Annotated in this window: 20 protein-coding genes; 9 read left to right on the top strand and 11 right to left on the bottom strand. The window is 34.8% G+C overall.

Annotated elements, in window-relative coordinates; genetic code table 11:
- Positions 1-504: 504 nt before the first annotated feature.
- Positions 505-654, bottom strand: a complete 150-nt coding sequence (locus tag SLH52_RS11395; protein ID WP_250886596.1) for a YjcZ family sporulation protein — start codon at positions 652-654, stop codon at positions 505-507.
- A 142-nt stretch (positions 655-796) separates the two neighbouring features.
- Here SLH52_RS11395 and SLH52_RS11390 point away from each other — a divergent pair, with 142 nt between their 5' ends.
- Positions 797-2,155, top strand: a complete 1,359-nt coding sequence (locus SLH52_RS11390) for a TrkH family potassium uptake protein (protein ID WP_320209398.1) — start codon at positions 797-799, stop codon at positions 2,153-2,155.
- A 194-nt stretch (positions 2,156-2,349) separates the two neighbouring features.
- On the opposite strand, the gene SLH52_RS11385 is transcribed toward SLH52_RS11390, so the two are convergent.
- The 5 genes from SLH52_RS11385 to SLH52_RS11365 all read right to left on the bottom strand — a co-directional run bounded on the left by SLH52_RS11385 (position 2,350) and on the right by SLH52_RS11365 (position 7,523).
- The gene (locus SLH52_RS11385; RefSeq protein WP_320209397.1) at positions 2,350-3,129 is read right to left on the bottom strand and encodes an amino acid ABC transporter ATP-binding protein; all 780 of its coding nucleotides are present in this window, start codon (positions 3,127-3,129) and stop codon (positions 2,350-2,352) included.
- Between the two features lie 12 nt (positions 3,130-3,141).
- Positions 3,142-4,350, bottom strand: coding sequence for an amino acid ABC transporter permease (locus SLH52_RS11380; RefSeq protein WP_320209396.1), 1,209 nt, complete (start codon positions 4,348-4,350; stop codon positions 3,142-3,144).
- A 9-nt stretch (positions 4,351-4,359) separates the two neighbouring features.
- The gene (locus tag SLH52_RS11375) at positions 4,360-5,529 is read right to left on the bottom strand and encodes an ABC transporter permease subunit (protein WP_320209395.1); all 1,170 of its coding nucleotides are present in this window, start codon (positions 5,527-5,529) and stop codon (positions 4,360-4,362) included.
- An 89-nt stretch (positions 5,530-5,618) separates the two neighbouring features.
- A complete protein-coding gene (locus SLH52_RS11370) occupies positions 5,619-6,656 on the bottom strand; it encodes an amino acid ABC transporter substrate-binding protein (protein ID WP_320209394.1) in 1,038 nt (345 codons plus the stop codon).
- A gap of 519 nt (positions 6,657-7,175) precedes the next feature.
- A complete protein-coding gene (locus tag SLH52_RS11365) occupies positions 7,176-7,523 on the bottom strand; it encodes a DUF3905 domain-containing protein (protein WP_320209393.1) in 348 nt (115 codons plus the stop codon).
- A gap of 239 nt (positions 7,524-7,762) precedes the next feature.
- Here SLH52_RS11365 and SLH52_RS11360 point away from each other — a divergent pair, with 239 nt between their 5' ends.
- The 3 genes from SLH52_RS11360 to SLH52_RS11350 are packed head-to-tail and all read left to right on the top strand — an operon-like array spanning position 7,763 to position 8,256.
- Positions 7,763-7,900, top strand: coding sequence for a hypothetical protein (locus SLH52_RS11360; RefSeq protein WP_320209392.1), 138 nt, complete (start codon positions 7,763-7,765; stop codon positions 7,898-7,900).
- Between the two features lie 20 nt (positions 7,901-7,920).
- Positions 7,921-8,085 carry a hypothetical protein gene (locus SLH52_RS11355; protein WP_320209391.1) on the top strand — a complete coding sequence of 55 codons (165 nt, stop codon included), beginning with the start codon at positions 7,921-7,923 and terminating at the stop codon, positions 8,083-8,085.
- Between the two features lie 6 nt (positions 8,086-8,091).
- The gene (locus SLH52_RS11350) at positions 8,092-8,256 is read left to right on the top strand and encodes a hypothetical protein (RefSeq protein ID WP_320209390.1); all 165 of its coding nucleotides are present in this window, start codon (positions 8,092-8,094) and stop codon (positions 8,254-8,256) included.
- Positions 8,257-8,302: 46 nt separating this feature from the next.
- Here SLH52_RS11350 and SLH52_RS11345 read toward each other — a convergent pair whose 3' ends face one another.
- Positions 8,303-10,066 carry a B12-binding domain-containing radical SAM protein gene (locus SLH52_RS11345; RefSeq protein WP_320209389.1) on the bottom strand — a complete coding sequence of 588 codons (1,764 nt, stop codon included), beginning with the start codon at positions 10,064-10,066 and terminating at the stop codon, positions 8,303-8,305.
- Between the two features lie 285 nt (positions 10,067-10,351).
- Between SLH52_RS11345 and SLH52_RS11340 the strand changes: the two genes are divergently transcribed.
- Complete coding sequence (locus tag SLH52_RS11340; RefSeq protein WP_320209388.1) at positions 10,352-11,350, top strand: Gfo/Idh/MocA family oxidoreductase; 999 nt, start codon at positions 10,352-10,354, stop codon at positions 11,348-11,350.
- Between the two features lie 201 nt (positions 11,351-11,551).
- Here the strand turns inward: SLH52_RS11340 and SLH52_RS11335 are convergent, their stop codons facing one another.
- Genes SLH52_RS11335 through SLH52_RS11325 form a run of 3 tightly spaced genes read right to left on the bottom strand, consistent with a single transcriptional unit; the run spans position 11,552 to position 14,093 of the window.
- Positions 11,552-12,337: an SDR family oxidoreductase gene (locus SLH52_RS11335; RefSeq protein WP_320209387.1), complete on the bottom strand. Its 786-nt coding sequence runs from the start codon at positions 12,335-12,337 to the stop codon at positions 11,552-11,554.
- A 31-nt stretch (positions 12,338-12,368) separates the two neighbouring features.
- Entirely contained in the window at positions 12,369-13,739 is a 1,371-nt protein-coding gene (locus SLH52_RS11330; protein ID WP_320209386.1) for an aldehyde dehydrogenase, read from the bottom strand.
- A gap of 21 nt (positions 13,740-13,760) precedes the next feature.
- Positions 13,761-14,093 carry a metalloregulator ArsR/SmtB family transcription factor gene (locus tag SLH52_RS11325; RefSeq protein WP_320209385.1) on the bottom strand — a complete coding sequence of 111 codons (333 nt, stop codon included), beginning with the start codon at positions 14,091-14,093 and terminating at the stop codon, positions 13,761-13,763.
- 176 nt (positions 14,094-14,269) lie between these two features.
- Here SLH52_RS11325 and SLH52_RS11320 point away from each other — a divergent pair, with 176 nt between their 5' ends.
- Together SLH52_RS11320 and SLH52_RS11315 are read left to right on the top strand one after the other, a co-directional pair.
- Positions 14,270-14,986 carry a lysophospholipid acyltransferase family protein gene (locus tag SLH52_RS11320; protein ID WP_320209384.1) on the top strand — a complete coding sequence of 239 codons (717 nt, stop codon included), beginning with the start codon at positions 14,270-14,272 and terminating at the stop codon, positions 14,984-14,986.
- Positions 14,987-15,487: 501 nt separating this feature from the next.
- Positions 15,488-16,138: a peroxiredoxin-like family protein gene (locus tag SLH52_RS11315; RefSeq protein ID WP_320209479.1), complete on the top strand. Its 651-nt coding sequence runs from the start codon at positions 15,488-15,490 to the stop codon at positions 16,136-16,138.
- Positions 16,139-16,386: 248 nt separating this feature from the next.
- Here the strand turns inward: SLH52_RS11315 and SLH52_RS11310 are convergent, their stop codons facing one another.
- The gene (locus SLH52_RS11310) at positions 16,387-17,403 is read right to left on the bottom strand and encodes an LCP family protein (RefSeq protein ID WP_320209383.1); all 1,017 of its coding nucleotides are present in this window, start codon (positions 17,401-17,403) and stop codon (positions 16,387-16,389) included.
- A gap of 629 nt (positions 17,404-18,032) precedes the next feature.
- On the opposite strand from SLH52_RS11310, the gene SLH52_RS11305 reads away from it, so the two are divergent.
- The gene (locus SLH52_RS11305; RefSeq protein ID WP_320209382.1) at positions 18,033-19,046 is read left to right on the top strand and encodes a 2-oxoacid:acceptor oxidoreductase family protein; all 1,014 of its coding nucleotides are present in this window, start codon (positions 18,033-18,035) and stop codon (positions 19,044-19,046) included.
- A 5-nt stretch (positions 19,047-19,051) separates the two neighbouring features.
- Entirely contained in the window at positions 19,052-21,340 is a 2,289-nt protein-coding gene (locus tag SLH52_RS11300; RefSeq protein WP_320209478.1) for a thiamine pyrophosphate-dependent enzyme, read from the top strand.
- Positions 21,341-21,504 lie beyond the last annotated feature (164 nt).

Here is a 21,504-nt window from a genome sequence, read left to right as displayed (position 1 = left end):
TGTATGCTAGGAACTATGTGTAACAATATAAAAACATCTGTTCAACGCAAAAGTTATGTTTGGAGGTAAAAGTGATGGTGTTTACAATTTCCAATAAAACGTTATAATATTCAAAACTCATTTAGCTAATATATTGTTAGGTACGTTTTATATAAAAGCTCTTATCGTAAACCATATTGTTCTTTTATAAAAATACAATCATACGAAAGAAGTCTTTTGTGATCATTTTCCAAAGGTACTACGAAACTATAGACTGGAAAACAACAATCAATGCGACTATAGCCAATATAATTGCGATAGTCTTTGGAGAAGAAAAGATGCTTAAAACGATCGTGGTTTTTGTATTCATCTCTTTGTACAATCAGCAACAATCAAGGTGGAAAAACGCATAATAAAAAGAGAGGAGTTAGCCTCCCTCTCTTATGCAATTCAAAAGGATGGTAGTTTTGTTCATTTCGTAAAGAAGGTGGTAATTTGCCTAATTGCAGATTTATGCTTGTCGTTCTAGCATAAGGGACATCTTCGTGCAGGAAGCACAGGAGCTGGTGGTCTTACACAAGCACAACCGATAATGATTAACAGCACGAATAAAACGATAACCAAAGCAAAAATAGATCCAAACCCATCACTCATAAATACCATTCCTCCTTTCATTGTATATTAATACTTTATTAAAAATGTGGTAAATTGATTGTACGTTTATACTTAATGAATACATCCATTTTTTCATGTAACAACGATATTTTTTTATGATATGATTATGTGTATATGTAATGAATGAGGGAATGAAGAATTAATGTTGAAAAAATTTCGTGAACGCATAAGTGGCTTAACACCTTTTCAAATTATTGTCAGTTATTATTTTTTGGCAGTCTCAATATCAACAATTTTAATCAGTTTACCTGTTGCGCATAAACCAGGTATTGAACTATCTTTTTTGGATGCATTATTTACCGCAGTTAGTGCAGTAAGTGTCACAGGATTAACTGTTGTGTCAACTGCAGATACATTCAGTACTACAGGTGTGTTTATCCTTTTGTTAATGCTACAAGTTGGTGGTATAGGAATTATGACCTTAGGGACATTCATTTATGTTTTAATCGGTAAAAAGATTGGTTTGAGGCAACGGCGATTAATTATGACTGATCATAATCAGTCAAATTTATCTGGTTTAGTCATATTAATGAAGCAAATCCTTTGGCTCATTATTATTATTGAACTCATCGGTGCTGTTATTTTAGGAACATACTTTCTGAAGTATTATCCAACTTGGCAGGAGGCATATTTACACGGTTTATTTGCAGCAGTTAGTGCGACAACAAATGGTGGATTTGATATTACTGGACAATCACTCGTTCCGTTCGCTAAGGATTATTTCGTACAATTTATTACGATCATCTTAATTACTTTAGGAGCGATAGGGTTTCCAGTACTTATTGAAGTCAAAGATTATTTATTAAACAAAAGGGAGAATGGACAGAGCTATCGCTTCTCACTTTTTACAAAGATTACAACAATAACTTATTTTAGCTTATTAATTTTTGGTACACTTATCATTTTGTTATTTGAATTTAATCATTTCTTCGCTGATAAATCATGGCATGAATCTTTTTTCTATGCTCTTTTCCAGTCAGTCACAACGCGGAGTGGAGGTTTATCGACGATGAACGTTAGTGAGTTTACTGAACCTACCTTGTTAGTTATGTGTGCTCTTATGTTTATCGGAGCTTCTCCCAGCTCAGTAGGTGGAGGTATTAGAACGACGACCTTTGCGTTAAATTTACTATTCTTATTCCATTTTGCTAAAGGTCGTAAAACGGTTAAAGTTTTTAAAAGAGAACTTCATGAGGAAGATGTGGTTAAATCATTAGTAGTTACCATGATGGCATTTATGATGTTTTCACTGGCTATTGTCATATTAACTTTAACTGAGCCTTTCACATTAACAGAGATTATTTTTGAAGTGAGCTCTGCATTCGGAACAACTGGTTTATCAATGGGGATAACACCAGGGTTAAGTGTGATAGGAAAAATAATCATCATTTTGTTAATGTTTATAGGGAGAATAGGGTTGTTAACATTCCTCTTTTTAATAGGAAAACGGTCAAAAGAGCCGAATTATCATTTTCCCAAAGAGCGGGTTATTATTGGATAATTACACACTTGAAAACATTGCAAAGCCTGACCTTTATATTGGTCAGGCTTTGTTGTGTTATATGTAATTTGTTAGCTCCAGCACCTAGCCCTTTCGATATATCTCTCGAAGGTAAATACTTACCTTCAAGAGATATATATGGCTCTATTGCAAGTCGTAGATAAACGAGATACTTTTTTATTGTAATGATTATGTTATAAAATTTGAGATAAAAATGCTTTTGTTCGCTCATGTTGTGGATTGTCAAATAGTTCTTCAGGAGTACCAGTTTCAACAATTTCACCATGGTCAAACAAGACGATACGGTCTGCAACTTCTCTTGCGAAATTCATTTCATGGGTAACGACGAGCATTGTCATACCAGATTCTGCCAATGTTTTCATAACATCAAGCACTTCACGAACCATTTCTGGATCAAGGGCTGATGTTGGTTCATCAAATAACATAATTTTTGGTTGCATAGCTAGTGCTCGAGCAATCGCTACACGCTGCTGCTGTCCACCTGATAGCTGACCTGGGTATTTATCTGCTTGTTCTGGAATACCAACCCGCTCAAGGAGCTCATGGGCAATTTTTTCTGCTTTTTCCTTTTTCCATCTACGAACCCAAATAGGGGCTAATGTAATATTTTTTAGTATTGTCATATGAGGAAATAGGTTAAACTGTTGAAATACCATTCCTGTTTCTTTACGAATTTCCTCTATGTTCTTCACATCATTTGTTAAGCTAATGCCGTCAACAATAATTTCTCCATTCTGAAATTCTTCCAATGCATTTATTGTTCGAATAAAAGTTGATTTTCCAGAGCCGGAAGGGCCAAGAATAACGACCACTTCACCTTCTTTTACTGTAATATCAACGTTTTTTAACACATGTAGCTTTCCAAACCATTTGTCTAAATTGTTTACCGTTATAATATCGTCTCTTTCTTCAAGCGGTGTCGTTAATTTTTCAACTGCAAAAATACTACTCATATATAATACCTCCTATCGTTTCCCAACTGCGAGTGTTGCTTCTAGCTTTCTACTTACATAAGACATTAAGTAACAGAAAATAAAGAACACAAAGGCTACAAAAACGTATGATTCCATATGTGTACCTAAATATTGTGGATTTGCAATTATTTTCTTTGCCATACCTAATAAATCAGATAAACCAACAATTGTAACAAGAACGGTATCTTTAAAAATACCGATATATAAACCAACAATAGGTGGTATGACAATTTTTAGCGCTTGTGGTAATATAATAAATCCAGTCATCAATGTCTTGTTTAAGCCTAAGGCTTGAGCTGCTTCAAACTGTCCACGTGGAATAGCTTGTAATCCACCACGAACATTTTCTGCTAAGTAAGCGGCTGAAAACATGATAAACCCAATCATAGCACGTAACACATTATCTACTTCAATGCCATCTCCCAAAAACAAAGGAACCATCAGTTGGGAAATAAATAGCACTGTAATTAACGGAATACCTCGAACGAGCTCAATGAATAGGATACTAAACCATTTTACAATTGGAAGATTACTTCGTCTTCCTAGTGCAAGCAAAATGCCAATAGGAAATGAAAAGACGATAGCGACCAATGCGATTAATAATGTTAGTAAAAATCCTCCCCAGACACTCGTGCTTACCTCAGGTAATATACCGAACCCAGACAGTAAGAAAATAGAAATAGGGAATAATAAAAACCAGCCAATAAGAGTAACGTTTTTTAATTTGTTAAATTTAATAGCTAGAAAATAAGCTGCAATTAAAATGGCAATGTTTGCACCTAACCAAATTCTCGTTATACCTTCTACGAAAGGGAGGCAGGCTACAATTAACATGATAATTCCAAGTGTCCATGCGATTGGTCTAACGATTCCTTTCCAAATACCATATGAAAACCCAAGCATGGTAGATACATAGGCTAATAATACCCAAACTCGCCAAATGTCAGCAACAGGATATTGACCAACGACAAAGAGTTTAAAGTTATCAGCAACAACTCGCCACTCTGCAGTAACAAAAATCCAGTACGAAGCATTTTTAATGACAAAATAGGCTATAACGACAGATACAAGTGTTAATGCTGTATTTGCCAAGTTACTAAAAAGATTTGCTTTTAACCATTGTAAAACCTTGTTAGGTTCTTTATCAGAATTTACATCAAGTTGTTTCGGTTCTTGCTTTTCAACACCAATATTCCCCATCGTTACCACCTACCTTTCAACGATTTGTACTTTTTTGTTAAAGATATTCATTAATAAGGCTGTAAATAAATTAATGAGTAAATATACTGCTATCCAGATAAGAACTACTTCAATCGCTCGTCCATTTTGGCCTAATGTAGTTTTACCTACACTTACAAGTTCTTGAAATCCAATTGCAACTCCTAAACTTGAGTTTTTTATTAAATTTAAATATTGGCTCGTAACAGGAGGGATGATAATCCTAATGGCTTGTGGAAAAACAACGAGCCTCATAGTAGTCGACGGCTTTAGTCCTAATGCATTAGCTGCTTCTTTTTGCCCTTGTTTTACCCCTAAAATCCCCGCTCGAACAACTTCTGCAATATAAGTTGATGTATAAACGCTTAACGCCATCAGCAATGCAAGAAATTCGGGCCTAAGTACATAACCACCAGTAAATCCTTTTCCTTCAATAGAAGGGGTTGAAAGATGGAATGGAGCCTGTTGCGTAACGATAAAAGCTGCTACCATCGAAATGATTATCACAGCTGCTGACCAAATAAAAGGGTAAGTTCGTTTTCCTAAGTCAATTTGCCTTTTAAGTTGAACACGCCACATGATAATAGAAAGGATGATTCCTAATAATAGAAGAATTGCCCATAAGAGAGAACCAGAAGTTTGGGTAAACCATGGAATAGCGACTCCACGATTTGTAAAAATTAAAGCATTTGATTCAACTTCCTGTATTTTAGGTAATTGAAGCAATACAGCAAAATACCAAATGAATATCTGTACAAGTAAAGGAGTATTCCTGAATACTTCAATATAAATACTTGATGATTTGTTTACTAGCCAGTTTGAAGAAAGTCTTGATATACCAGCAATTATGCCGATTATAGTAGCAAATATAATACCGAAAAATGCAACCTTTAATGTGTTTACAATCCCGACAAGTAATGCTCTTCCATAGGTATCAGTTGATGCGTACTCGATTATACTATCGGATATTCCAAAACCAGCTGTTTGACTTAAAAAGGAGAAACCAAAGGCAATGCCGATCTTCTCCAACCCGTTTATTGCGTTAATTGCAAAATATGCACCAAATAAAATGACAACGACTGCAAAGCTTAGTTGTAGTAAAATTGGAATAACTCTTTTGTCTCGCCAAAACGGAGTTGACATTGATACATCTTTTTTCATACATCCACCTCACAATTGAAAAGGTCTGCATTAGTAACACCATAAATTTGCAGACCTTTCGTTCATTATTAAAGCATACAAAGTTAAATTTAGCGGAACGGAGGAGAATACATTAATCCGCCGTTTAAATACGTATCATTTAAGCCACGCTCTAAACCGAAAACAGACCCTAAATTACGTTCGAAAATTTCACCATAGTTTCCAACTTCTTTAATAACTTTATAAGCGAAATCATTATCAAGATGTAACTGTTCTCCAAGGTTTCCATCTTGACCTAATAAACGTTGGATCTCTTTGTTATCACTATTTAACATTTCATCTACGTTTTCAGAAGTAATGCCTAATTCCTCAGCACGCATAGTAGCAAAAGTAACCCATTTTACGATATCAAACCATGTGTCATCTCCACCAATAACTGAAGGTCCTAGTGGCTCTTTTGATAAAGTTTCGTCTAAGATTTTGTGATCACTAGGGTTTTCCATGTTTGCTTGTCTTGCGATTAACCCAGATTTATCTGTTGTCCAAGCATCAACAGATCCTTCTTCATATGCTTGAACAGCCGCATCCTGTGTATCAAAAACTGCAGCTTCATATTTAATTCCTAAAGAATCAAGTACGTCAGCTAAGTTAAGCTCAGTTGTCGTACCTTGGTCAACAGAAATACGAGCACCTTCTAAATCTTGTAAACTGTTAATGCCGCTGTCTTTACGAACGATTATCCCTTGTCCGTCATAAAACGTGACAGGTGCAAAGTTTAAACCAACTTCTGAGTCACGGTTTGTTGTCCAAGTCGTATTACGAACTAATACGTCTACCTCACCAGATTGTACAGCTGTGAAACGCTCATCTGATGTAAGTGGGCGATATTCTATCGCATTTGCATCCCCTAAAACAGCAACTGCAATTGCTTTAGCAAAGTCTACATCAAAACCAGTATATTCTCCATCAGTTCCTACATAACCAAAACCAGGTAATGAACCGTTAACACCAGCAATTAATTTTCCTCTGTCTTTTACTGTATCAAGTAGTGATTTTGACTCTTCACTTGATGCATCGTCTGAGCATCCGGAAATAGCTACAACTAACAATAAAAGAAAAACTGTGAAAATTCCAAATCTTTTTTTCATTTTTTTCCCCCTTATGTATTTGTTTCAACTGTATTACTAGTTCAAATTAATCAATTTCAGAATATAAAGAATAGTAATAAAGTTGATAATCTTAATATAATATAATTTTTATTATATTTCAATATTTTCTAATATTTTTGTAGTTAAAGGATTATGAGTGATCAAATCATTTGTGAAATGTATATTTCATAAGTAGAGAGTTGAAGATGAATTTTTTGCTAGAGATATATAGGTAGAGTTTAATAGGTACGTTAAGAAATTGTCATTTAATTGATGTCCACAAGTTAATTAATAACAAAATAATTATGCTAGAAGAAGAAAATAAATACATCAATGCGTGAGAGGATCACACGGTGTTTTCTTAATAAGCTTAACAATTACCTATTCAGGAACGGTCGAAAAAAATATATAACTATAATGTGGAAAATAATATAAATGTGGCTCAAAAGAATATGGAGACAGAGGGAGATTGAAGATGCTACTTGTAACTTGCTTATGAGCCACTTCTATTTATTAATATTAATCAGTACCGTAACTCGTATCTTCTGTGGGATGCATGAAAGGTGCACCATTAGGATTGTTGTTCTTTTCAATTAAATCTCTATTTTCTGGTGTATTCCAACCAATGTCATTAGTAGGATGTACCCAATCATCACCAGCCATAATTTCAGGATCAATGTCGTCACTCCATTGGTTTAGTGGAGAATTTGGAGAATTATACAGGCTATCGCCTATGACAACACCATTTTTATTAACAAAAGGCTCTTTCATTTTTTTCCCAGTTCCTTTAAAACTTGGAGCGTTAATTTGATGAGGTTGAGTTTCGTCAAGTATTGGTGATGATATCTTGTCTTCTTTTTTAGCCACTGAGTCTACACCTCACTACGTTTCTAATTTTTATGGGATATGTCAACTGTATTGCTTGTTTTTTCATACTTGTAGCATAGATCTTTAAATCAGATGAAAGGGTTTATACTAATGAACAGGATTACTCACAACCTTATTGCTATTATAATCGAATTTTTCATTTATCATGCATACGTTTTAGTCGTTCGAACAATATAAAAGATGAAGGACAATGATGAAAAGTACAGGCAGGTGAAAATATGAACAATGATACTTTTGCAATTGCCCAGCTTGCATCAGATGATTTAACAAAAGTTCAGCGTATTGAGGAAGAGCTTAGAACTGATACAGGTGAGGAAATTATTTTGATTGCATATAAAAATACAGAACGTCAGTAAGTTTGTTTGGAGGGTATAAGATGAAACGAAAAGTAAAATATAATGCAGCAAGAAATAATAATTTTACCCCAAAGGAAAGTCTACCTGATACTGAGTTTTCAGCTGAAGCTGACTATGAAGAACCAATAAAAGGGGCTAATAGAAACTCAAAAAAAGGGTATCAGCAAAAAAAAGAGGAGGAGTAAAGACTCATGGGAAAAAGAATGCAGAAGAAACAGCACGCAGGTGATCAAAACCATAAGATGTCTAAAGATTTATTACGTGAAGAGTTTGGAGGGGAGCTAGGGGATTATAATGCAATGAAGCCCTATGAAGGGGCACTTGAGTCGAAAAACAAGAACTGTGACAAAGAGTAGCAACTTTTTATTCAAAGGTGGAGATACATCTCCACCTTATGTTAAATTATTTGGTGTTAGCTATATTATCTATCGTTGATGTAAAGTAACTTGTCTTGTTTGTCGATGGATCGAAATATACTAATAACAATGTTTGCTCATGAACAATTTTATTTGATAATAAATATTGTGAAAGATTAAAACTAAGCTCTTCAATGACGGTGTGCTTGTGTATATCTTTTTCACTAAGTTGTAAATGTGTAAATTGACGTCCAAAAACGTGAGGGTTGTTAACAATATCACGATAATATGCTGCTCTAATCGGTTTTTCTAGTGAATCATTCCACCACGGTTTACGTGGTTTATGCTTTTGCTTACGTAAATAATCATATTTCATTAATCCTGAAATAATGTCCATATCTTTTACATTTGTTTCGTGCAAAAATTGATATAACCTTTTAAATAAATCCTCCAATTGATGTCCAATTCTAATCCAGCCTTGTTCATCCCAATACGTACCGAATAATTGAAAGAAATCAAATGGAGTAGGATAGCTATTAGTTACAAGAAATTCTATCGTTTGATCCATTCTGTGGTCATTCCAATACTTTTCTAACACGTCTTCAACCTGTTTAATACGCATAATGTCGTCAAATGGTAAAATATCATTTTCCAGAATTTCATATGGTGATGTGTCCATATATTTATATCCGTGGTCATTTGCAGTTAGTCGAAGTCCTGTTCCTCGTAGCATTTTCAAAAAGCCAAGCTGCAGTTCTTCAGGTCGCATAGCAAAAACATCATTAAAAGTCTTACGGAATGATCCATAATTTTCTTCAGGCAGGCCGGCAATTAGATCAAGGTGCTGGTCAATCTTACCACCATCCTTAACCATCGTCACAGTACGTGTCAGCTTTTCGAAATTTTGCTTGCGCATGACAAGCTCGTTTGTTACATCATTTGTTGACTGAACACCTATTTCGAATCTAAACAGTCCAGGTGGTGCTTCTTGATTCAAAAACTCAATGACTTCAGGACGCATAATGTCAGCAGTAATCTCAAATTGGAACACGGTACCTGGCTTATGCTCATCAATTAAAAACCTGAACATCTCCATCGCATAACTTCTGCTTATATTAAAGGTTCGATCGACAAACTTTATTGTTCTAGCACCGTTATCCATTAAATAACGAATATCATCTTTTACCTTTTCCCGATCAAAATAACGTACCCCAACTTCTATTGATGAGAGACAAAATTGGCAACTAAAAGGACAGCCACGGCTTGTTTCAATATAAGTTACTCGCTTGGATAAACTTTGCCTGTCTTCTTCTAAACGAAAAGGTGAAGGCAGTAACTTTAGATCAAGCTTTTTTTGCGGACGCTTTATAACTTTTTGTTTTTCTTGTCGATAAGCAATCCCATCAATTTTTTCAAAATTATTGTCAAGATTAAGTTCGTCAAGCAATTGCTTAAAAGTTTCTTCACCTTCTCCGATGACGATAAAATCAACTTCAGGAATTTTATCTAACCATTCGCTTACATCATATGTCACTTCGGGACCACCTAATACGATCGTAAGCTTTGGGTTTATTTTTTTTAGCATTTTTATTACTTTTATTGTTTCTTCTATATTCCAAATATAACAACTGAAACCAACTACATCTGGTTTTTTTCTGTATATATCAGTCACGATATTCATTGCTGGGTCTTTAATAGTATATTCTGCAAGCTGTACATCATAATCTGGTTCAGCGTATGCCTTTAAATATCTAATTGATAGGCTTGTATGAATATATTTTGCATTTAATGTACTTAAAACTACATTCATTAGATTTTTTATCTCCTTTTACTTTCGGTATAGCAATAACACGTCGATTTATTCTATCATAATTTTAGCCGAAAATTGTATTCTAAAAACAAGCAGTTATTGTTATACAAGTTTTTTTCTTTTTCTAATGCTCATATCGTCTCAATTGTTGCAAAACTAACCAATATTTAACGGTGTTATAGGTTGTATATAGTTATTAAGCAGGAAAAAAGCATAACATTTAATTCACATACCGTCTTTTAATTTTTCTATTATAATAGAAATAAAAGTTTAGGAGATGAAAGAATGTATAAGAAGATTAGATGGGGGATACTAAGTACTGCGAATATAGCTCAAACTGCAATTATTCCAGCGATTCACAAAGCAAATAATGCTGAAGTAGTTGCTATTTCTAGCGCAAATGATCGCGTGAAAAGTGTTGCTGAATCATTATCCATACCTAATGTATATAAAAGCTATCAGGATTTATTATTAGATTCTAATGTTGATGCTGTTTACATACCTCTACCTAATGGTTTACATGCAGAATGGGTAAAGGAGGCTGCTACACACGGTAAACATATTTTATGTGAAAAACCAGCAGCACTGAATTCTTCAGAGATGAAGGACATCATTGACACATGTCGGAAGAATAACGTCATTTTTATGGAAGCATTTATGTATCAATTTCATCCACAACATAAAAGAGTAAAAGAAATTATAGCATCTGATGAAATTGGTGACATTAAACTAATGCGTTCAAGCTTTTCATTTACATTAAATGACCTTGAAGGTAATATCCGTATGGTTCCTAAATTAGGAGGGGGGAGCTTGTATGATGTTGGTAGCTACTGCATCAATGCAATTCAGTACATATTAGATTCGGAACCTATTGAAGTTTTTGCTCAGGCTCATATACACGAAGAATATCATGTAGATATGTCAACTTATGCTCTAATAAAATTACAAAACGGTGTGATGGTTTCTTTTGATTGTAGTTTTGAAAGGTCTTTTAGCGCATATTATGAAATGGTGGGTACGAAAGGCAAACTGGTTTTACCGAGGGCATTTACACCTAACTTATATAATAACGTAGGCAAAATAATCGTATCAAATGAGCAAGAAGAGTCTAGAGTAGAGTACTATGAAGCAGACCAATATGTTCTGCAAATAGAACATTTCTCTAATTGTATATTGAACAAATCGCAACCTATGTATACCGGAGAGCAAAGCCTAAAAAACATGAAAGTCATCGATGCATGTTTTCAATCTATAACAGCAGGTGAAAAGGTAAACATAAGCTAATATTTTATGAACCAGAGCAAATTTATAGGTCAAATTTACATGTTTATGGGTCAAATTGAAAGTTTATCAGTCAATTTCCTGTGTTTATGGGTAAAATTATTAGTTTTATCGGTCAATTTCCTATATTTATTTGTCAAATTAAGTTCTTTCTAAAAATCTAAAAGGAAAAGCTGTCTCAAATTTGAGACAGCTTGCTTCATGTTATTTAGTTGGTTCAACCATGCGTCGAACAATTTTAGGAATAAGTTTGCGAGGTCCAAATCTAACAGATGTCGCCATAATACGGTTCATTAAACCAGGTATGATTACCGTCTTGCCCTTCTGTAAACCATCATATCCTGCTATTGCTACTGACTTAACATCCATCACCTTGCCACCCGTGAAATTTTTTGAGTTATCCATGTCGGCAGCAGATTGAAAGCCAGTTTCAGTAGGTCCTGGACAAAGAACACTAACTGATACGCCAGTACCTTCTACTTCATTTGCAATGGCCTCAGAAAGAGATAACACATATGCTTTTGATGCCGAATAGTTAGATAAATATGGTCCAGGCTGAAAAGATGCTGTTGATGCTACATTTAATATTTTGCCAGATTTTCTTTTAACCATTCGTGGCAAGAATAGTTTAGTTAAATAAGTAAGTGCTGTGATGTTCACTTGAATCAATTCCAATTCTTTGTTGATATCCGTTTCAGCAAAGAACCCAAAACTTCCAAAGCCAGCGTTGTTTACAAGAACTTCAACATCAATCTTTTCATTTTCACAATAATTGTATATTTGCTGTGGCGATTCAGGGTTTGATAAGTCTTTTGAAAGTACCTTTGCTTTAATATTGTAGGTTTTCATTAAGTCGTTAGCTAAATCATTTAACTTTTGCTCATTTCTCGCGATAAGTAAAACGTTATGATTATCTTTAGCAAATAGATGGGCTAATTCAAAGCCAATTCCACCAGAAGCTCCAGTAATTAATACAAAGTTATTAGACATATAATAGCACCTTCCTAATTTACAAGAATTTTTATTTTAATATTTTTTTTGCCAGCTTTAGTCCATTTTTCATATTTGGGTAACGTAATGGTATGTCAAATTTAGTCGTTTGCTTTAGAACACTTTTGTAATGGGAGAACGTATCAAAACTATGTTTACCATGGTATGCACCTACTCCGCTAGTTCCAACGCCCCCGAATGGAAGGTGAGGAGAAGCTAGATGGTAGAGCGTATCGTTAATACATCCACCACCGTAAGAGATGTTGTTAATGATGTGCTCTTGAGCTTGTTTATTGCTAGAAAACAAATATAGTGCTAGAGGCTTCGGTCGTTCGTTTACCATGTTAATCACTTCACTCGCATCACTATATTCAATGACAGGTAGTATTGGACCGAATATTTCATCTTGCATTATTGAATCGTCCCATGTGATATGATCTAAAATGGTAGGTTCAATCGCATGCAATTTTTCATCTATATTTCCACCAACGATAATGTTTCCGTCACTTAAATATTTCACTAGGCGCTGAAAATGGCGCTCATTGACAATATGAGTATATTCTTCATTAGTAAGAGCATTATCAGAATAAAACTCATTGATTATTTTCTTCATATTATTGACGAGCTCGTCTTTTACACTATGGTGAACGAGCATGTAGTCTGGAGCAACACAAGTTTGCCCAGCATTAAAGAATTTACCCCATACGATTCGTTTTGCTGCAAGTTTTAAATCAGCTGTTTCATCAACAATTACTGGACTTTTGCCACCAAGTTCTAAAGTCACTGGAGTTAAGTTTTTTGATGCAGCTTCCATCACAATCTTGCCAACAGGGACACTGCCTGTGAAGAAGATATAATCAACGGGTTCATTTAAAAGTTGTGTACTTTCTTCTACTCCGCCCTCAACAACAGCTATATACTCTTCATCAAAGGTTGAAGACAGCAGTTCTTTTAAAATTGCTGAAACAGTCGGTGTTAACTCTGAAGGTTTTAAAATGACAGTATTTCCACCAGCAATTGCACCAAGAATAGGAGTGAGTGCTAGTTGGAATGGGTAATTCCACGGAGCAATAGTAAGGGTAACACCGTAAGGTTCAGCATATCGATAGCTTGATGCGCCAAAGTGTGAAATCGGGGTTTTAACTCTTTTTGGTTTAACCCATGACCTCAAGCCTTTTTGAATAACTGAAATCTCAGCTAATACTAAGCCGATTTCAGACATGTAAGTATCAGCTTCAGATTTGTTTAAATCAGCCTTTAACGCGGTAGTAATCCCACGTTCATTTTCAAGAATGGCTTCTTTCAACTTGCTAAGGGCGTTCAATCTGAAAGTAACATCTTTCGTTTTACCGGTGAAAAAAAACTTTTTTTGTTTTTTTACTAAATCGCTAATTTCAGTCATATTAAATTCCCCCTATACTTTTTATTTCAATTCACAGTTGTTTTCCAGTAATGAAATAAGATGTTTCATATGCTCTACTGCTTGAAGAAGGGTTAAGTAGTAATAATTACCTGTGCCCTGTTGTCTGACATCAACAAGACCAGCTTGTTTTAAGTTTTTTAAATGATGCGAAATTGCTGGTCTAGATAATGGGAGCTTTTCAGCTATTTCATTTACATTAAGTCCTGTTTCTTCATGTTCATCTAACAAAAGTATGATATCTTGTCGCGTTTTATCTGAAAGGACTTGGAAGGCAGGGATCGCTTCACGGAATACTGCTAAAATATCTTGAGGTTCTGTTTTATGTTGCTTCATGACGACACCTCGTTCTTTCGTTTAAACTTTTAAACCAAATGTATAATATTATAAACCAAATGTCAATGTATTCGATTCAATTGTAGTCTATAGTTGAAAAAATATTAAACTATCATTAATATAAATAGACGTGAGCAAGATAATTCTATAATTTATGAGAACTGGATGGTGTCAACATGATTCGTACAATCGTATGGTTTATCTATTTTTGGCTACATTTACTATTTACTGTCCCCGCCTTACTAAAAGCGAGACAGCTAGATAAAAGAGAATTGCACTCAGAAAGAGACCAAATCGTTTTAAGAGAAACAAGACGGTGGTCTAGAACATTAGTCAATCTTACAGGCTCAACGATCAATGTGAAAGGTAAGGAAAACATTCCAGATCATCAGCCTGTTCTTTTCGTAAGTAATCACCAAGGGAATTTTGACATTCCTATTATATTAGGTTTTCTAGACAAAAAAATGGGGTTTATTTCTAAATTGGAAATTAAAAAATATCCTATTATTTCTCATTGGATGTTATTGATGAGATGTGTGTTTATGGATCGTAAAAATATTCGTCAATCAGTTAAGGCAATCAATTTAGGGATTAACAATTTAAAAGAAGGACATTCACTTGTTATTTTTCCTGAAGGAACTCGAAGCAAAGGAAATGATATAGGTGAATTTAAACCAGGTAGCTTTAAGTTAGCGACTAAATCAGGCGTGCCAATTGTCCCAATTACGATCAATGGCTCATATAAAATCATGGAGGCTAACAAGAATATTCTTAAAGGAGCGAATGTTGAAGTAATTATTTCTAAACCTATTTCAAAAGAAGAGTACGATGGTATGACGATCAATGATCTTGCAACAAATGTACAAAATATTATTGAAAAAGAATTAGTATGAGCCTATCTTAATCGTATTTACATTAAGAGATATTTAGCCATAATAGAAGAGTCTGAAGCTAAGAGCAGGCTCTTTTATTGTCTTGAGGGAAGTTGTATTACAAATATATTTCACTCCGTAAGTATGCTGAGCATCCATCCGATCGTTGAAAGCTGCTTGAAAGAATCAGTCCGAAAGCTTGTTTTTGCATTGATGGTTGTTATTCGTTTTAAGAAATAAATACGTACACAGCTAAAGCTCGTGAAACCTTTTCTACAACGATAACTAACAATGTAAACTACTTTGCGGGCACTAATTTGGTTACAATAGCAACAAAGTTTACGAAATGAGCCTAAGAATTGAATTTGTGAAAAATATAAATTGTAAGCGAGCTTACAGAAAAAAATCGAAGGTAGATATAGAATAAAAAAATAGTGTTAAGAAAATCATATTGTTAGTAATTTGGAAAGTCCTAACCGATGGATGGTACTTGTTATCATTAAAGTGAATTTATTAAAAGGAGTGAGTATATTGACAACATTGGCAGAACAACTAAAGGCGTACAACGAAAATGCAGTGAAAAAAATGCCTGAAGAGGTTTTAAATAAAATGGTTCAAGCAACTACAGACCTTGCACAATCAGATATTGCAAAAGGATTAGAAATAGGTGATCATGCTCCAGATTTTACTTTGTCTGATCCGACAGGAAAAGAACTTAATCTATATGAGCAGCTAAAAAAAGGGCCGGTTATATTAACCTTTTATAGAGGTGAATGGTGTCCTTATTGCAATCTAGAACTTAGGGCATATCAGCAAGCATTACCGGAAATAAATGCTTTAGGTGCGCAATTGATTGCTATTAGTCCTCAAACACCAGATCATTCATTGTCAATGAAGGAAAAAAATGAACTGGCATATCCAGTCCTAAGTGATGTGGGATCTCACGTAATTAAGGAATATAATTTATTATTCGACTTACCAAAATATTTAGTTGAAGTGTACAAAGGTTTCGGTATTAATTTAGAAGAATTTAACGATAGTGACTGGTCATTGCCTGTTCCAGCAACATTTATAATCGATAAGAATGGAAAAATTAGGTTAGCTTCTGTCAATCCTGATTATACGAAACGTATGGAACCATCAGAAGTAATTAACGAACTACAGTCATTATAATTCTAAAGGGTCTAACCTCTATTTGAGTTAGACCCTCTTATTATATTGTTTATCATTGACTGAAATTCATTTTACTAAGAATTAAATTTACTTATATACTTAGCACTCAGGGCATCTTTTCTACTTTGGCTGATTTCACATTGCGTGTTGCTATAACGTTAAATGAGAGCAACTGCATAAGTTCATTTGTTGCTGTCCTATATTTTTTACAATAGCAACAAAGTTTGTGAAAAAGAGCTTATAGTAAGTTAGTTATTATTTTGTACTTTATCATTTAAATGGTTGTCTGCAGTGTTAGTCTCCACATTTGTTGTTTCAATATTTAAGTGTGCTTTTAAATCCTGTTTGATTATTTCGAACGCATCATAATCAACGATATAGTCGTATTGATCGTTTGAATAACCAGGTACTGTGTACGTTTCTATCGTTACGTCTCCTGTTGCATAATCATAGAAGGATAACATTTCATCAAATGTCAAATTTGTAATAATATTATCTCCAATTGCGTCAAGTACATTTCCGTATTTTGTTATAGAACCGAGTGATGCAGCTTTTTTTACTATAGCTTCTAAAATCAACTGTTGTCGTTTCCCTCTCTCCACATCGGTATCAATTTTCCTTGTTCTTGCTAAAGCGAGAGCTTCTTCACCGTTTAGTGTTTGCAATCCTTTTTCAAGGTTGATTGCTTTTGAACGGTCTTGACTATCCTGCTCTGAAAATGTAACAGGTACATCAACTTCTATCCCGTTGAGGGCATCTACTATATCCATGAAAGAGTTGAAGTTAACAGTAGCATAATAATCAACAGGTATATCAAATAATTCCTCTACGGTTTGTACAGCGCCATCTGCTAAACCAAAATGATATGCGCTATTAATTCGATGATTTTCTCCATCATAAAATTGTAAAGGAACATAAGAATCTCGAGGGATGTGCACAAGTTTAACTGATTTCTTGTCCTCGTTAAACGTAGCTAGTAACAATGCGTCAGTTCGTGGTCCTTCGCCTAATCTGTCTCCAATATTTCTAGTTTCACTGTCGTCAACACCCATTAATAAGATAGAAATATTGTCTGATTTAGGATCCACCTCATCAGTACGTCTTTCTGATTGTTCTCCTCTGTCAAGTTCTTTATGTGCTTTTTCAACAGTTGTTTGTGCTTTATTAAATAGAACGGATGCGTATACCCCTCCAGCTAATATGAGGAACAACAAAGGAATTGTTACGTATATAAGTAGTTTTCGACGTTTTGTATTTTTTAGCATTAGTTTCCTCCAAATTAAATCTACTATTCGTAAATAATAACATAAGCAAAAAACATAAAAGTTACAAGTAAGTAACAAAGACAATACAAAATGCTAGTTTTTAATACAAAACCTGCATATAAGGAGCAAGTTTCACTTTTTTTCGCACGGAGTTCCCTGATAAATTGTTGTTTTTCCTACTAAAAAATAACCATATATACAATTAGAGTACGCGGTATTTTATTTCTATAAAAACGACATCTTTATATCCTAGTTAAAGAACGATACCCAACTAAAGGTGAATAGATGCCCAAAACTTTAGTTACATACGTGTTTAGCTCCTATTACAAAAAGTAACACTTAACGCGAAAACAGCCTTTCGCATTAAGCAAGTTATCAAATCATATGAGGTTTGTATGAAATAAAATAGAAATTTTTGTGAAATTACCTAAACTGTATTATCACAGAAAATAAACTGTTATATATTATGTTAGCGTTTGCAAAACTTTAAAACTCAACAATTGCAGAAAAAAATAAAAATTGTATTACAAAAAAATAATAAATGTTTGACTTTTGTCACAGTCAAAAATCATATAAAAAACTACAATTAGATATAGGGGAATTCAGTAAAAAAGATTAGGGGTGATGTAATGTCAATACTACCGAAGAAAAATGAACTTGGTTTTTATGAAATTAGATTAGAATCAATAGGAGGCCTTGGGGCTAATTTAGCTGGAAAAATGCTAGCAGAAGCAGGTGTACTCGGGCTTGGATTGAACGGTTCCAACTTTTCCTCATACGGCTCAGAAAAAAAAGGATCGCCTGTAAAAGGTTTCGTTCGTTTTTGTGACCCAGATACAGAAATTAGAGCACATAGTCCAATCGAACAGCCACATGTCATCGGAGTTTTTCATGAAGCATTATATAAAATGGTCGATGTGGTCAGTGGATTGGCTTCGGATGGTATCGTATTAGTTAACTCAGTTCGAGAGTTCGATGCTGTTAAGGATGATTTACAACTTAAATATGGAACATTGGCGATTGTTGATGCTCTGGGAATAGCAGTTGAAGAAAAAACAAAGGTCAATACAGCTATGCTTGGTGCGTTGTTTAGAATATGCGATTTCTTAGATGCAGACGCTATGCGTGACGTTATTCGAAAAACATTTGAAAAAAAATATCCACATTTAGTAGAACCGAATATTCGAACTTTTAATCGTGGATATGAGCATGTACAGTTTAAAACATACGAAGTCCCAGGCGAAGTAGTTGAAAAACAGTTTAATAGATTAGAAGCAAAATTAGGGTATGATACACAAACTTCCGGTGGAATAATTACTGCCAATGCAAATAGTATTGTTAAAGATTTAAGTGGTTCTCGCCAAGGTTTCTTACCGCAATTTAACCAAGATAAATGTATAAATTGTGCTGCTTGTGATACAGTTTGTCCAGATTTTTGCTTTGTATGGGAACAAGGTGAAGACAAACGTGGTCGAGAGCAAATGTTTCTTAAAGGAATTGATTATCAATATTGTAAGGGATGCCTTAAATGTGTCGAAGCTTGTCCTACTTCTGCATTAGCAGATTTGCGAGAAGAGATTGGTTTCGCTGAAAAGAATCAAGTAAAGCATAAATTCCCATTAGTATCAGGAGGTGTTTTATAGTGGCAATGATAGAGGAAAGTGTAAATATAGTTAATAGAGCTGAGCAAGTCGTCACGTTTGAATCAGGAAATGAAATGGCCGCAATGGCTGCTGCACAAATTAACTATCATATAATGGGGTATTTCCCTATAACGCCATCAACAGAAGTTGCTCAATACCTAGATCAAATGAGATCAAGGGGAGAACATGACATCCAGCTAATAGCTGCTGATGGTGAGCATGGTTCAGCAGGTATATGTTATGGGGCATCTGTTGCTGGAGCTAGAGTTTTTAATGCAACGAGCGCCAATGGGTTATTATATATGATTGAACAATTACCAGTACAATCTGGAACTCGTTTCCCTATGGTTATGAATCTCGTAACACGTTCTGTAAGCGGGCCGCTTGATATTAGAGGTGACCATTCTGACTTATATTATGCTCTAAATACAGGGTGGGTTATTTTAACGGCTAGAAGTCCTCAGGCAGTGTACGACATGAATATTATCGCGCTGAAAATTGCCGAGCATGCTGATGTGAGGTTACCTGTAATAGTTGCATATGATGGTTTCTTTACTTCCCACCAAAAAAGAAAGGTAGAGTATTTCAAAGATCGGAAAGTTGTACAAGAGTTTGTTGGAGAATGTCCTACTGATTATCCTCGAGCAGTTGATATACATAAGCCTGTTACAATTGGGGCACATATGAATGGTGATGACCTAATAAATAATAACTACCAGCAATCAGAAGCGCTTTATAACTCATCAGAAGTATATAAGCAAATTACTCGAGAGTATGCTAAGTTATCAGGCAGAGAATATCCTATACTAGACTTATATAAAATGGAAGATGCAGAAGTGGCATTATTTCTATTAAATTCTGCCGCTGAAACAGCGAAGGATACAGTGGATAAACTTCGAAGTCAAGGTGTGAAAGCTGGGGTAATTAGTCCAAATATTATTCGTCCGTTTCCTACAGAAGAGGTTAAGCATGCATTGAGAGGTGTTAAAGCGCTATTAGTAGGTGAACGAGCTGATTCTTACGGAGCTAATGGACCAAATATCACACATGAAGTGAAATCAGCCCTCCAAGAAGATAGAGATAATAAAACGATTGTACTGAGTCGTGTTTTTGGAGTGGGTGGAAAAGATTTTTTTGTTGACGATGCAGAGGCTTTCTTTAATGAGGCAATTTCTGCGGTAGAAAAAGGATATGCCGATAAAGTATTTGATTACTACGGACATATAAAAGGATATCCAGAAGATTCACTTAAGCAAGTTATAAAACCAATGCACGGTGATACGTTTAAATCAGGACTCATTAAAGTAACTGAAGATGTAGAAACGAATAAATTAAAAGTGAAAATTCCTCCATTAAGAGCACTAACTAGCAAGCCAAAACGTATAGCATCAGGGCATGGTGCATGTCCAGGTTGTGGGATTTTTTCTGGGTTAGAGTTGTTCTTTAAAGGCATTGAAGGCGACATAGTTGTCTTATTTCAAACTGGTTGTGCGTATGTAGTAACTACAGCATACCCTTATAGCTCACATAAGCAAACGATGATTCATAATTTATTCCAAAATGGCCCGGCAACTCTATCAGGTACAGCAGAAGCTTTCTTCGAAATGAAACGACGTGGAGAGATCGATGTTGCAGATGATGTAACATTCGTAATGGTTACAGGTGATGGAGGTATGGATATTGGAATGGGCTCTGCGATAGGGACAGCTCTACGTAACCACAAAATAATTATGCTTGAATATGATAATGAAGGGTATATGAATACTGGCTCACAAATGTCATATTCTACACCTTTGGGGCATATGACGAGTACTACAGGTGTAGGTAAAATACAAAGTGGTAAAGCATTTCATCATAAGGATACTGCTCAAATAATGGCTGCTACTAATATTCCATATGTCTTCACTGGGACAGAAGCATTTCCGCAAGATTTGGTCAAAAAGGCAGCAAAAGCACAATGGTATGCACAAAATGTTGGCACAGTTTATGGGAAGATTTTAATCACATGCCCTCTAAATTGGAAGTCTGAGGATCGTTTCGGTCAGAAAATTATGGAAGCAGCTGTTCACTCTTGCTTTTTCCCACTATATGAAATTGAACGTGGAGAAACAGCGATAACATACAATCCAGAAACGAAGAACAAGCGAATTCCATTAACAAATTGGTTGAAATTTATGGGTAAAACTAAGCATCTTTTAAAGGAAGAAAATGGAGAGTTGCTTAGCGAGTTTGAAGATGAGGTAGAAAGAAGATGGCAACGTTTAAAAGCATTTAATGACAATCCATATTTGTAAATAAACAAGAGGCTAACTCATTAGAAGAGTATTGTTTGCTCGGTAAGGTCAATTGATATGTTGACTAAAACGAGTGACTATACTTTAAGAGTTAGTCTTTTGTTTTGTACTATAGTGACAAAGAAGTGTAAAGCATAGTTTCTATTTTGAAGTGATACAAAATA

It is taken from the genome of Cytobacillus sp. IB215665 (assembly GCF_033963835.1).
Lineage (GTDB): Bacteria > Bacillota > Bacilli > Bacillales > SM2101 > Nanhaiella.
The sequence above is the reverse complement of the archived record's forward strand: the minus strand, read 5'-3'. Positions and strand labels throughout refer to the sequence as shown.

What these genes read in the sequence shown, in the direction of transcription:
- SLH52_RS11395 (WP_250886596.1), bottom strand. Translation starts at nt 654, where the DNA reads ATGAAAGGAGGAATGGTATTTATGAGTGATGGGTTTGGATCTATTTTT.
- SLH52_RS11390 (WP_320209398.1), top strand. Translation starts at nt 797, where the DNA reads ATGTTGAAAAAATTTCGTGAACGCATAAGTGGCTTAACACCTTTTCAA.
- SLH52_RS11385 (WP_320209397.1), bottom strand. Translation starts at nt 3,129, where the DNA reads ATGAGTAGTATTTTTGCAGTTGAAAAATTAACGACACCGCTTGAAGAA.
- SLH52_RS11380 (WP_320209396.1), bottom strand. Translation starts at nt 4,350, where the DNA reads ATGGGGAATATTGGTGTTGAAAAGCAAGAACCGAAACAACTTGATGTA.
- SLH52_RS11375 (WP_320209395.1), bottom strand. Translation starts at nt 5,529, where the DNA reads ATGAAAAAAGATGTATCAATGTCAACTCCGTTTTGGCGAGACAAAAGA.
- SLH52_RS11370 (WP_320209394.1), bottom strand. Translation starts at nt 6,656, where the DNA reads ATGAAAAAAAGATTTGGAATTTTCACAGTTTTTCTTTTATTGTTAGTT.
- SLH52_RS11360 (WP_320209392.1), top strand. Translation starts at nt 7,763, where the DNA reads ATGAACAATGATACTTTTGCAATTGCCCAGCTTGCATCAGATGATTTA.
- SLH52_RS11355 (WP_320209391.1), top strand. Translation starts at nt 7,921, where the DNA reads ATGAAACGAAAAGTAAAATATAATGCAGCAAGAAATAATAATTTTACC.
- SLH52_RS11350 (WP_320209390.1), top strand. Translation starts at nt 8,092, where the DNA reads ATGGGAAAAAGAATGCAGAAGAAACAGCACGCAGGTGATCAAAACCAT.
- SLH52_RS11345 (WP_320209389.1), bottom strand. Translation starts at nt 10,066, where the DNA reads ATGAATGTAGTTTTAAGTACATTAAATGCAAAATATATTCATACAAGC.
- SLH52_RS11340 (WP_320209388.1), top strand. Translation starts at nt 10,352, where the DNA reads ATGTATAAGAAGATTAGATGGGGGATACTAAGTACTGCGAATATAGCT.
- SLH52_RS11335 (WP_320209387.1), bottom strand. Translation starts at nt 12,337, where the DNA reads ATGTCTAATAACTTTGTATTAATTACTGGAGCTTCTGGTGGAATTGGC.
- SLH52_RS11330 (WP_320209386.1), bottom strand. Translation starts at nt 13,739, where the DNA reads ATGACTGAAATTAGCGATTTAGTAAAAAAACAAAAAAAGTTTTTTTTC.
- SLH52_RS11325 (WP_320209385.1), bottom strand. Translation starts at nt 14,093, where the DNA reads ATGAAGCAACATAAAACAGAACCTCAAGATATTTTAGCAGTATTCCGT.
- SLH52_RS11320 (WP_320209384.1), top strand. Translation starts at nt 14,270, where the DNA reads ATGATTCGTACAATCGTATGGTTTATCTATTTTTGGCTACATTTACTA.
- SLH52_RS11310 (WP_320209383.1), bottom strand. Translation starts at nt 17,403, where the DNA reads ATGCTAAAAAATACAAAACGTCGAAAACTACTTATATACGTAACAATT.
- SLH52_RS11305 (WP_320209382.1), top strand. Translation starts at nt 18,033, where the DNA reads ATGTCAATACTACCGAAGAAAAATGAACTTGGTTTTTATGAAATTAGA.
- SLH52_RS11300 (WP_320209478.1), top strand. Translation starts at nt 19,052, where the DNA reads ATGATAGAGGAAAGTGTAAATATAGTTAATAGAGCTGAGCAAGTCGTC.